9 protein-coding genes and 1 pseudogene are annotated in these 12,438 nt (G+C 36.1%); 9 read left to right on the top strand and 1 reads right to left on the bottom strand.

The genetic code is table 11. The features are described 5' to 3' along the window. Positions 1-29: 29 nt before the first annotated feature. Positions 30-557: a hypothetical protein gene (locus MKY70_RS26880; RefSeq protein WP_033731110.1), complete on the top strand. Its 528-nt coding sequence runs from the start codon at positions 30-32 to the stop codon at positions 555-557. Positions 558-612: 55 nt separating this feature from the next. Here the strand turns inward: MKY70_RS26880 and MKY70_RS26875 are convergent. After that, positions 613-711: pseudogene (locus MKY70_RS26875) on the bottom strand (tyrosine-type recombinase/integrase); the annotation flags it as partial. A gap of 567 nt (positions 712-1,278) precedes the next feature. Here MKY70_RS26875 and secA point away from each other — a divergent pair. The 8 genes from secA to MKY70_RS26835 all read left to right on the top strand — a co-directional run bounded on the left by secA (position 1,279) and on the right by MKY70_RS26835 (position 12,383). Then, positions 1,279-3,786, top strand: a complete 2,508-nt coding sequence (gene secA / locus MKY70_RS26870; protein ID WP_088033373.1) for a preprotein translocase subunit SecA — start codon at positions 1,279-1,281, stop codon at positions 3,784-3,786. A 143-nt stretch (positions 3,787-3,929) separates the two neighbouring features. Further along, positions 3,930-5,028 (top strand): peptide chain release factor 2 gene (prfB, locus tag MKY70_RS26865; RefSeq protein WP_140152393.1). Its coding sequence is split into 2 segments (ribosomal slippage): positions 3,930-4,001 and positions 4,003-5,028, totalling 1,098 coding nucleotides; the frame shifts between segments, so codons are not numbered across the junction. 458 nt (positions 5,029-5,486) lie between these two features. Further along, on the top strand, positions 5,487-5,810 hold the full coding sequence (gene cccB, locus MKY70_RS26860) for a cytochrome c551 (RefSeq protein ID WP_088033369.1): 324 nt from the start codon (positions 5,487-5,489) through the stop codon (positions 5,808-5,810). 324 nt (positions 5,811-6,134) lie between these two features. Then, positions 6,135-6,821 carry a cell division ATP-binding protein FtsE gene (gene ftsE / locus MKY70_RS26855; protein WP_002016128.1) on the top strand — a complete coding sequence of 229 codons (687 nt, stop codon included), beginning with the start codon at positions 6,135-6,137 and terminating at the stop codon, positions 6,819-6,821. Beyond that, complete coding sequence (gene ftsX, locus MKY70_RS26850; RefSeq protein WP_002089596.1) at positions 6,811-7,704, top strand: permease-like cell division protein FtsX; 894 nt, start codon at positions 6,811-6,813, stop codon at positions 7,702-7,704. The genes ftsE and ftsX overlap by 11 nt, the downstream gene beginning before the upstream one ends. A gap of 118 nt (positions 7,705-7,822) precedes the next feature. Beyond that, a complete protein-coding gene (locus MKY70_RS26845; protein WP_012261984.1) occupies positions 7,823-9,259 on the top strand; it encodes a S41 family peptidase in 1,437 nt (478 codons plus the stop codon). A gap of 95 nt (positions 9,260-9,354) precedes the next feature. Further along, positions 9,355-10,539, top strand: coding sequence for a PDZ domain-containing protein (locus MKY70_RS26840; RefSeq protein ID WP_172798714.1), 1,185 nt, complete (start codon positions 9,355-9,357; stop codon positions 10,537-10,539). Positions 10,540-10,667: 128 nt separating this feature from the next. Next, the gene (locus MKY70_RS26835; RefSeq protein ID WP_002089591.1) at positions 10,668-12,383 is read left to right on the top strand and encodes an ABC transporter ATP-binding protein; all 1,716 of its coding nucleotides are present in this window, start codon (positions 10,668-10,670) and stop codon (positions 12,381-12,383) included. Positions 12,384-12,438 lie beyond the last annotated feature (55 nt).

Here is a 12,438-nt window from a genome sequence, read left to right as displayed (position 1 = left end):
AACATGTCTTAATAATCATTGGATTGTGTGTGTTGCTATGTACATTTGCTAGTTTGTTTAGATTTAAAACATTAAATCAAAATAATGAATCTTATAAAGTGGTAAAAGATGAGTTTTTATCTAATAGAACTTTTGATGATGGACAAGGAGTGAAGTTTCATGCACTTGAGCCTCTTGATCCTACAAAAGTTTATGATCCTTATGAAGACCGTGAAGTAGTGACGTATGTGTTACCTTTAAATATTACAAATACAACAAATCGGGATATTAACTTATTTAGTAATAAGTCTATTTCTAATACAATGTTTTATTCTAAAATAGGGGAGTTTTATAATTTAGTTCCTTATTCAATGGAATTACCTGAAAAATATCAGTTTGATCCTGTAATACCTGCTGGTAAAACAGTACGAGGATATATAGGGACAAATTATTTTATAGGAGATGACCCTTATAAAAATTATAAAAACTTTTCAAATGAATCAACTAAGGTGAAATTCATTTCTTTTATGAAGGATAAGAAAGGGAAATATCATGAATTAGAAATACCAATAAATTAATAACATTTATTAGTAGTATTAATTTGAAGTGTAATTGTAAAAAAAGAAAAAGTTCTATATAAAATGTATTAAGTATAGTGTCTTTTTCTTCTTTATTGATATCTATATATTTTAAGTTTATTTTTGAGTTGCTGTGGTTGAGTATATCTTGCAATATAATGATAGATATTGTTTATAGAAATCAAAATCTTTGGCTTTTGTAATTGTCGATTTAAATCTTACTAATATGTTCATTCCAGCTACTCTCTTTAAAGGGAACGGGAAAGAATATTATTTAGAATTAATATGAAATTTGGAATATGAATTTGAAATAGAGAGGTAGGGAAAAGAATTATTAATTTGTTGAAACGAATAAAATAAAAACTTTTTCTGAATCTACGGCTCGACATTTGGACGATTGTTGTCATAGTTATAAGACAAGTGTTACAATTATCATTAGGTTTATACATTTTAGTTTTTTAATTAGGAGAAAAATTGGCATAACATAAAGTGAAACTTTAATCAGTGGTGGGTTCTTCCCACCTACTGATTATTAGCCTTCACCAATCGGGCATTTACGGGCAGTTGATCCCATACCTAATTTTTGTTTTTGCTTAATTTTGAGGTAGGGATCTTACAGCCCGTTAATGCGGGGTAAATTTGATTTTTATAACGACTGATTGTAAAGAGAAAAAGAAAGCAATCGGAAGTTTTATTTTAATAAAAGAGGAGCGTATTTCCTATGATCGGTATTTTAAAAAAGGTATTTGATGTCAACCAACGCCAAATTAAACGTATGCAGAAGACAGTGGAGCAAATTGATGCATTAGAATCATCTATTAAGCCGCTAACTGATGAACAATTAAAAGGAAAGACGATTGAATTTAAAGAACGTCTAACAAAAGGTGAGACAGTAGATGATCTACTTCCTGAAGCTTTTGCGGTTGTTCGTGAAGCAGCGAATCGTGTTCTTGGAATGCGTCCATATGGCGTACAGCTAATGGGTGGTATCGCCTTACATGAAGGAAATATCTCTGAGATGAAAACAGGTGAAGGTAAAACGTTAACATCTACTTTACCTGTATATTTAAACGCATTAACAGGAAAAGGTGTTCACGTTGTTACAGTCAATGAATACTTAGCGCAACGTGATGCGAGCGAAATGGGACAACTTCATGAGTTCCTTGGCTTAACTGTAGGGATTAACTTAAATAGTATGTCACGTGAAGAGAAACAAGCTGCTTATGCTGCTGATATTACGTATAGCACAAATAACGAGCTTGGATTCGATTACTTACGTGACAACATGGTGTTATATAGAGAGCAGTGCGTTCAGCGTCCACTTAATTTTGCTATCATCGATGAAGTCGATTCTATTTTAGTCGATGAAGCACGTACGCCGCTTATTATTTCGGGACAAGCTCAAAAATCAGCAGAGCTATACATGTTTGCAAATGCATTCGTTCGTACATTAGAAAATGAAAAAGAATATTCATTTGATGTGAAAACGAAAAATGTAATGTTAACAGAAGATGGTATTACGAAAGCTGAGAAAGCTTTCCATATCGATAACTTATTCGATTTAAAACATGTAGCACTTCTTCACCATATTAATCAGGCGCTTCGTGCACACGTTGTTATGCACCTTGATACAGATTATGTTGTACAAGAAGGCGAAATCGTAATCGTAGACCAATTCACTGGTCGTCTTATGAAAGGTCGTCGTTATAGCGAAGGTTTACATCAAGCTATTGAAGCAAAAGAAGGCGTAGAAATTCAAAATGAAAGTATGACGCTTGCAACAATTACGTTCCAAAACTACTTCCGTATGTACGAAAAATTATCTGGTATGACTGGTACAGCAAAAACGGAAGAAGAAGAATTCCGTAGTATTTACAATATGAATGTTATCGTCATTCCAACGAATAAAGATATTATTCGTGATGATCGTGCTGATTTAATCTTCAAATCAATGGAAGGTAAATTCAATGCAGTTGTTGAGGATATTGTAAGTCGTCATAAGCAAGGGCAACCTATTCTTGTTGGTACAGTTGCAATTGAAACGTCAGAGCTTATTTCAAAAATGTTAACACGTAAAGGTGTACGTCATAATATCTTAAACGCAAAAAACCATGCGCGTGAAGCAGATATCATTGCAGAAGCTGGTATGAAAGGCGCTGTAACAATTGCGACGAATATGGCTGGTCGTGGTACGGATATTAAGTTAGGCGACGATATTAGAAACGTTGGCCTAGCAGTTATCGGTACAGAGCGTCACGAAAGTCGTCGTATTGATAATCAGTTACGTGGTCGTTCTGGTCGTCAAGGGGATCCTGGTGTAACACAGTTCTACTTATCAATGGAAGATGAACTAATGCGCCGCTTCGGTTCTGACAATATGAAAGCGATGATGGATCGTCTTGGCATGGATGATTCACAACCAATCGAAAGTAAAATGGTTTCTCGTGCGGTAGAATCTGCGCAAAAACGTGTAGAAGGAAATAACTATGATGCACGTAAACAGCTATTGCAATACGACGATGTACTTCGTCAACAACGTGAAGTAATTTATAAACAGCGTCAAGAAGTAATGGATTCAGAGAACTTACGCAGCATTATTGAAGGTATGATGAAATCTACGATAGAACGTGCTGTTGCACTTTATACGCAAGAAGAAATCGAAGAAGATTGGAACATTAAAGGTCTTGTCGATTACTTAAATACAAACCTTCTTGAAGAAGGAGATGTAAAAGAAGAAGAGTTACGTCGCCTTGCTCCAGAAGAAATGAGCGAATCAATCATCGAGAAATTATTAGAGCGTTATAATGAAAGAGAAAAACTTCTACCTGAAGAGCAGACGCGTGAATTCGAAAAGGTTGTTGTATTCCGTGTTGTAGATACGAAATGGACAGATCATATCGATGCAATGGATCACCTTCGTGAAGGCATTCATTTACGTGCTTACGGACAAATCGATCCACTTCGTGAATACCAAATGGAAGGATTCGCAATGTTCGAGTCGATGATCGCTTCTATTGAAGAGGAAATCTCTCGTTACATTATGAAAGCTGAAATTGAGCAAAACTTAGAGCGTCAAGAAGTTGTTCAAGGTGAAGCTGTTCATCCATCAAGTGATGGCGAAGACCCGAAGAAAAAACCGGTTGTAAAAGGTGACCAAATGGGACGCAACGATTTATGTAAATGCGGTAGTGGCAAGAAATATAAAAACTGTTGTGGCATTGGGCAGTAATAGGAAACTGTAGTTTAGACTACTTTGCAAATTTTTACATCAAAAATGTATAATAAAAAGGATTAAACTCTCTCCGTAATAAGCGGAGAGAGTTTCCCTTGTTTTCATATGAAAGTAACAGCAATTACATAGAGGTGAAGGAAATGGAATTAGTAGAAATTAGGCAAGAATTAGAAAAAATGGCTAAGAGATTAGCGGCTTTTAGGGGGTCTCTTTGACCTCCCTACTAAGGAAAAACAAATTGCAGAATTAGAAGAAACGATGATGGGCGCAGGATTTTGGGATGATCAACAAGGCGCGCAAGCTGTAATTAATGAAGCGAATGCGCTGAAAGATATGGTTGGAAGGTTCCGTCAGTTAGATGAGACGTTCGAAAACTTAGAAATGACGCATGACCTACTTAAAGAAGAGTATGATGAAGATTTACATGAGGAATTAGAATCTGAAGTGAAAACTTTAATTCAAGAAATGAATGAGTACGAGCTGCAGTTACTATTAAGCGATCCTTATGATAAAAATAACGCTATTTTAGAATTACACCCAGGTGCAGGTGGAACAGAGTCACAAGACTGGGGTTCTATGTTATTACGTATGTACACGCGCTGGGCTGAAAAACGTAAATTTAAAGTAGAAACTGTTGACTACTTACCAGGCGATGAAGCTGGTATTAAGAGTGTTACATTATTAATTAAAGGTCATAACGCTTACGGTTACTTGAAAGCGGAGAAAGGTGTACATCGTCTTGTACGTATTTCACCGTTCGATTCTTCAGGTCGTCGTCATACATCGTTCGTATCTTGTGAAGTTGTACCTGAATTCAATGATGAAGTTGAAATTGAAGTGCGTACAGAAGATTTGAAAATAGATACGTATCGCGCAAGTGGTGCAGGTGGACAGCACGTTAATACGACAGATTCAGCAGTTCGTATAACGCATCTACCAACAAACACGGTTGTAACATGTCAGTCAGAGCGTTCTCAAATTAAAAACCGTGAGCATGCGATGAAAATGCTAAAAGCGAAATTATATCAAAAGAAATTAGAAGAACAACAAGCACAATTAGATGAGATTCGCGGAGAGCAAAAAGAAATTGGATGGGGCAGCCAAATCCGTTCTTACGTATTCCACCCGTATTCTCTTGTGAAAGACCATCGTACAAATACAGAAATTGGTAACGTGCAAGCAGTTATGGATGGAGAAATTAATCCATTTATTGATGCGTATTTACGTTCTCGTATTTAATAAGAGAAAAAGCCAACAGAATTGTTGGCACATGCTGAGGTCCAAGAGGATATAAAGAGGTTTATCTTATTTATATTGATGAAATAAAGAGGAAGAGAAGTTGGAGGCTACAACTTCTCTTTTTGATGAGATTATATGTAGAATACAATGCCGTATATTGTTTTGTAAAAAGTAGAGAATAGTAAAACAGAGTGATAATAGAGTAGGACTTTATATGGGATTTCTCTGTTTTATTTTGGAGAAACAGGTTCTTTATAGAACTTTCTAATGTGTTCACAGAATTGAAACAATTTATGAAAGCTTTATTCTATTAAGGTTCTCACTATATTTGTAAAAAATATGAAATACACCTTAGTTTTTCTATATAAAGATAATGCTTATAATGAATATTGAATGTCTTATGAAGACTATTGCCTAGTTATGAATGAAAAGAGTATCAACAATGGGGAGTGATAGAAGTGAAAAAGAAATTGTTGGCTATTGCGTTAGGGACATCAGTTGTTCTTACTTTAGGAGCATGTGGAAATAAAGAAGAGAGTAAACCATCAAAACAATCTGCAAGCACAGATAGTGCAGAACAAATCTTCCAAAAAAGTTGTATAGGTTGTCACGCTAAAGATTTATCAGGAGCAACTGGACCAGATTTACGAAAAGTCGGACAGAAATACGATGCAGCAGAGATTGAAAAGATTATTGAAAAAGGCCGGGGTTCAATGTCACCAGGAATTATTCAAGGTGAAGATGCGAAAAAAGTAGCTGAATGGTTAGCGGAGCATAAATAAGAAACGTAATTAATAAACGAGCTGATTGTATAACTTGACCGAAAAGTGCTTCGAGTTAAGTAATTACATGAGCTCGTTTACCTTTTCTTAGGATGTAACATAACTGTAACAAAACTGTATCCGAATTGGAAACCGATTGATGTTACAATGGGGTTTGTAGAATTTTGATGAAATATATTACATAGAGTAGCATTGCTAATAAAAAGCATGTATGGAAGCTACCTTCAACAAGAATGGTCGAGCGAAAATAAAGGTTTTTCTTTTATTTTCAAATGTACAGAAAAGTATTTCGAAAAAAAATCATTAAGTATTGGGTGATAAATAATGATAAAAATGACGAATGTTTATAAGGAGTACCCAAATGGTATGAAAGCCATTGCTGGTCTCACAGTTAACATTAAACAAGGTGAATTCGTATACGTAGTTGGACCGAGTGGAGCCGGAAAATCTACATTTATTAAAATGATGTATCGTGAAGAGAAGCCATCTACAGGATCAATTAATGTAAATGGACTTGTAATTGAAACATTAGCAGAAAGAGATGTTCCATATTTCCGTCGTCAATTAGGCGTAATTTTCCAAGATTTTAAATTGCTACCTAAATTAACGGTATATGAGAATGTTGCGTTTGCTTTAGAAGTAATTGAAGAAGAGAAAGAAGCGATTCGTGAGCGCGTTACAGAAGTATTAGGTCTTGTTGGTCTTGAAGAGCGTGCCGATGCACTTCCAAATGAACTTTCAGGCGGAGAGCAACAACGTGTGGCGATTGCAAGAGCGATTGTAAATAAGCCAAAGGTTGTAATTGCCGATGAGCCAACAGGTAACTTAGATATTGAAACAGCTCTTGATATTATGAAGATTTTTAAACGTATTAATGAGCGTGGTACAACGATTGTTATGGCGACACATAACGCAGATATCGTAAATACAATTCGTCATCGTGTAATTGCAATTGAAGGCGGAAGAATTGTTCGAGACGAGATTGAGGGAGGATACGGATATGAAGGCTAAAACCCTTAGTCGACATTTGCGAGAAGGTGTGAAAAATCTATCCCGTAACGGATGGATGACATTTGCTTCTGTAAGTGCAGTAACAGTTACATTATTACTTGTAGGTGTCTTTTTGACAGCGATTATGAATATGAACCATTTTGCGACGAAAGTAGAGCAAGATGTAGAAATTCGTGTGCATGTTGATCCAGCAGCAAAAGAAGCTGATCAAAAGAAATTAGAAGAAGATATGAGTAAAATTGCGAAAGTAGATTCTATTAAATATTCTTCTAAAGAAGAAGAGTTGAAACGTTTAATTAAAAGCTTAGGCGATAGTGGAAAAACGTTCGAGTTATTTGAGCAAGATAACCCACTGAAAAACGTATTTGTTGTAAAGGCGAAAGAACCAACAGATACGGCAACAATTGCGAAAAAGATTGAGAAAATGCAGTTTGTAAGTAATGTTCAATACGGTAAAGGTCAAGTTGAAAAATTATTTGATACTGTAAAAACTGGTCGTAACATCGGGATTGCGTTAATTGCTGGTCTTCTATTCACAGCGATGTTCTTAATCTCTAACACAATTAAAATTACGATTTATGCTCGTAGTACTGAGATTGAAATTATGAAACTTGTTGGTGCAACAAACTGGTTTATTCGTTGGCCATTCTTGTTAGAGGGATTATTCCTAGGAGTATTAGGATCAATTATTCCAATTGGCCTAATTTTAGTTATGTATAATTCGTTGCAAGGTGTGTTTAATGAAAAACTTGGCGGAACAATTTTCGAGCTTCTACCATACAACCCATTCGTATTCCAATTAGCTGGTTTATTAATGTTAATCGGTGCATTAATCGGTATGTGGGGAAGTGTAATGTCAATTCGTCGCTTCTTAAAAGTATAAAAAGTTGCAAACATAATTCGTACAAGCTTATCATATAGTAGAAATAGGTAAAGGCATCACACATCGTGTGATGCCTTTTGCTACACCACCTGTGTGTTCTGGAAAGGGGAATTCCGCATTGAAACGTAGAGTTGCAATTATTGGAATGGTTGTTGCATTTTTAATTGGTGCTGGCGGGATGTTTGGTGGTATGTACTGGTTTGGGATAAACCCAGCGTATGTAACGCAAACAGTATCGAATGGTAATGCTGGCACAGCGCAAGGGAATTTGGTAAAGATTAATGAGGCGTATGCACTAATTGATTCACGTTATGTGGAAGACGTGAAAGACGACAAATTAGTCGAAGGTGCGATACAGGGAATGTTGTCTACGCTGAAGGACCCTTATTCCACGTATATGGATAAAGAAACGGCAAAACAGTTTAGTCAGTCACTGGATCCTGAACTTGAAGGGATTGGAGCTGAAGTGAACAAGACGGACGGTAAGCTTATTATCGTATCGCCAATTAAAGGTTCACCAGCAGAAAAGATAGGAATTAAACCGAATGACCAAATTTTATCTGTAGATGGAAATAGTGTGAAAGATTTATCACGTGAAGAAGCAGTATTAAAAATTCGTGGTAAAAAAGGAACGACTGTTGCAATTGAAATTAAGCGCGCAGGAGTGGCTGATCCGATAGAATTTAAAATTAAGCGTGAAAAGATTCCGATTTTCACTGTATTTAGTTCCGTAAAGCAAGATAGCGGAAAAGATATCGGTTATATGCAAATTACTTCTTTCGCTGAAAATACTGCGAAAGAATTTAAGGATCAGTTAAAAGAGCTAGAGAAGAAAAACATAAAAGGCTTAGTTATTGACGTGCGTGGTAATCCTGGCGGTTATTTAAATAGTGTAGAAGATATACTAGGAGACATCATGACAGATAAAAAGCCAATGCTACAAGTAGAACAGCGAAATGGTGAGAAGAAGAAATTCTCTACGGAACTGAAAGAGAGAAAGTCATATCCAATTTCAGTATTAATTGATAACGGAAGTGCTTCTGCTTCAGAGATTTTAGCTGGTGCGCTAAAAGAAGGAGAAGGATACGATTTAATTGGTGAAAAAACGTTTGGTAAAGGTACGGTTCAACAGGCTGTTCCATTTAAAGATGGCAGCAATATTAAATTAACAATGTTTAAATGGTTAACACCAGATGGCAATTGGATTCATAAAAAAGGAATCGCGCCAACTGTAGAAGTGAAGCAACCAGATTATTATCATGCGACACCAATTCAAATTGAAAAGACACTTTCATACAATTCAAATGATGTACAAGTAAAACACGCGCAAGAAATGCTTAAGAGCTTAGGATATGTACCAGGACGTGAAGATGGATACTTTAGCAAAGAGACAGAATCAGCACTAAAAGCATTCCAAAATGCGAATGAGATGGAAGCAACAGGACAACTTGATAAAAAGACAGCTGAAGCGATTCAAACTAAAATCATTGAAAAAATCCGTTCTGGAGAAAATGATTTACAATTACAGACGGCATTGAAATTAATAGCGAAATAAGAAAGAATACAGGCACTTTGATGCCTGTATTTTTTTATGTGTTAAATATGATAAGATAAAAAGAAAGAATGATATAAATGGTGGTGAATGAATTCGTGGAGGCATGGCTTTTTGAAATATTACGAGCAGTTGGACGTTTTTTCTTACACCCTGCTGTCTATGTATTTTTAATTAGTAGTATCTTCGTTGGATACTTACGTATATTACGAGAACGAAAAGATTTTTCTTTTAAAGTATATGATATTTGGTTTGAACTACGAACAACTCTATTTGCAGGTATTGGGTACGGATTAATCGTATCTATTATTACGATTGGGCTTGGGCTTGTTGTTTCAAAAGCGAGTTTATGGGCAATTTTACTTTGGACGTTATTATTCGGATTAACTGCTATGTATCGATATTTATCTGTAGCTTATACTTTCGGAATCGCGATTGCACTCGTGTTGTTATCGTCTAAGATGCCAGTTTCCTTCTTACAGCTTGGAGAAGGTGAAGAGGGTACGATTGTATCCCTTGCTATTTTACTAGGCGTTATGCTCGTTGTAGAGGGTTTGTTAATCTCTAAAAATGCAGTTCGTTATTCTACGCCAAAAATTAACAAAGGTAAGCGTGGACTACGAATTGGACTACATGAATCCAATCGTTTATGGCTTGTACCAGTATTTATTCTTATACCAGGAGACGCGGTGACAGGATTTATTTCTTGGTGGCCTGTCGTTTCAATAGGTTCGACTACATACTCTTTATTCCTCGTTCCATTTTTAATTGGATTTATGAGAAAGGTTAGAAGTTATGAGCCGACGGAAGCTTTATTATTTACAGGAAGACGCGTCTATGGTTTAGCGGGGCTCGTACTCGTTTTAGGTATCGCAAGTTACTGGTGGCACGTACTCGCAATTATCGCGATGGGAGTCGCAATGCTTGGACGCTTTACAATCTCGATGCAAGAGAAAATTGCAGACGAGAAAAGACCAGCATACTTTGCCGCACGTAATGATGGACTTGTTGTGTTAGATACAATTCCGAATACAATTGGGGCAGAGATGAATTTAAAGCCTGGAGAAGTTATTACGAAAGTAAATGGAATCATTCCAAGAAGTACCGAAGAGTTTTATGACGCGCTTCAAACGAAGACGACAGGAGCGTTTTGTAAATTAGAAGTAGTAGATACAAATGGTGAGCTTCGTCTTGCTCAAACGGCATTATACGCCGGGGGACATCATGAATTAGGTGTTGTATTTGTTCAGCAAGAGCACGAGTGGGATTCGGAAGCTATATAAAATAAAATGGAAACCTTCATCAAATATAGATGAAGGTTTTTTTAGTTTCATAGACGGATAACTTGAATAATTATTTGATAATGGTTATCATTTAGAGAGTCTTTTAATTTGGAAAAGGGAGGAAAGGTATGCTACGTAAATTTTTTTCTTACTATAAACCGTACAAAGGTTTATTCGTACTCGATTTTTCCTGTGCAGTTATCGCAGGTTTACTCGAACTTGGTTTCCCGCTTATCGTAAATCAATTTATTGATAAGTTATTACCAGGACAAAACTGGACGCTTATTTTATGGGCTTGTTTCGGTTTGTTCGTAGTTTATGTGTTAAATGCAGGTTTGCAATATGTCGTTACATATTGGGGACATATGCTTGGGGTTAACATTGAAACAGATATGAGGCAGAAATTATTTGATCACATTCAAAAGCTATCATTCAGATTTTTTGATAATAATAAAACAGGTCATTTAATTTCACGTCTTACAAACGATTTAATGGAAATTGGAGAAATTGCTCACCATGGACCAGAAGATTTATTCATTGCCATTATGACTTTAGTTGGAGCATTTTCATTTATGATGATGATTAACTGGAAGTTAGCACTTCTAACATTCTTCGTAATCCCGTTCTTATTATGGTTGGCACTTTACTTCAATAAAAAAATGACAGGTACGTTTAGACGTTTATTCTCAGACGTTGCTGATTTCAATGCATGTATCGAGAACAATGTAGGTGGTATCCGCGTTGTACAAGCATTCGGAAATGAAAAGTTTGAGAAAGAGCAATTTGCTGTAAATAATGCTCGTTTCCGTACAACAAAATTAATGGCGTATAAAATTATGGCGTTAAATTCATCGATTAGTTATATGCTGATGCGTCTTGTAACACTCTTTGTATTAATATGTGGTACATGGTTTGTTCTGCAAGGTGAATTAACGTACGGTGGATTTATTGGATTCGTTTTATTAACGAATATTTTCTTCCGCCCAATTGAAAAAATTAATGCGGTTATTGAAAGTTATCCGAAAGGAATCGCTGGTTTTAAAAGATATGTAGAACTTCTGGAAACAGAGCCGGATATTGTAGATTCTAAAGATGCAATAGAAGTTAAACATGTACACGGCGATATTCAATACAATAACATCACGTTCGGATATGAAAATAAAGAGCCGATTTTAAACGATATTAGTTTGAAAATACATGCAGGTGAAACAGTTGCTTTCGTTGGACCATCAGGGGCAGGGAAAACAACACTATGTAGTTTATTACCTCGTTTTTATGAACACTCATCTGGATCAATTCAAATTGATGGCATTGACACGAAAGAGATGACGTTATCGTCACTTCGTAAGCAAATCGGAATTGTACAGCAAGATGTTTTCTTATTCTCAGGAACAATTCGTGAAAATATCGCTTACGGAAACTTAAAAGCTTCAGAATCTGAAATTTGGCAGGCGGTAAAACGTGCTCAGCTAGAGGACTTAATTTACTCGCAACCAGACGGTTTAGATACAGTTATCGGTGAGCGTGGTGTGAAACTTTCAGGAGGACAAAAGCAGCGCTTGGCAATTGCCCGTATGTTCTTGAAGAACCCGCCAATTTTAATTTTAGATGAAGCAACTTCTGCGCTAGATACAGAGACAGAACTTGCTATCCAAAAATCACTTGCAGAACTATCTGTTGGTCGTACAACATTAGTTATTGCTCACAGGCTTGCAACTATTAAAAATGCAGATCGTATCGTTGTTGTAAATAAAGATGGTATTGCAGAACAAGGTTCGCATGAGGAACTAATCGAACGAGGCGAGGGTTACAGCCGATTGTATGAGGCGCAGTTTAGTTCGTAAATATAATTTCTGCTGAATTAGTGCACCATAAGTAAGTGGAAATCTTATATGGGAG

Origin of the sequence: Bacillus sp. FSL R9-9492, from assembly GCF_038007365.1 — a bacterium.
Lineage (GTDB): Bacteria > Bacillota > Bacilli > Bacillales > Bacillaceae_G > Bacillus_A > Bacillus_A mycoides.
The sequence above is the reverse complement of the archived record's forward strand: the minus strand, read 5'-3'. Positions and strand labels throughout refer to the sequence as shown.

What these genes read in the sequence shown, in the direction of transcription:
- secA (WP_088033373.1), top strand. Translation starts at nt 1,279, where the DNA reads ATGATCGGTATTTTAAAAAAGGTATTTGATGTCAACCAACGCCAAATT.
- ftsE (WP_002016128.1), top strand. Translation starts at nt 6,135, where the DNA reads ATGATAAAAATGACGAATGTTTATAAGGAGTACCCAAATGGTATGAAA.
- ftsX (WP_002089596.1), top strand. Translation starts at nt 6,811, where the DNA reads ATGAAGGCTAAAACCCTTAGTCGACATTTGCGAGAAGGTGTGAAAAAT.
- MKY70_RS26835 (WP_002089591.1), top strand. Translation starts at nt 10,668, where the DNA reads ATGCTACGTAAATTTTTTTCTTACTATAAACCGTACAAAGGTTTATTC.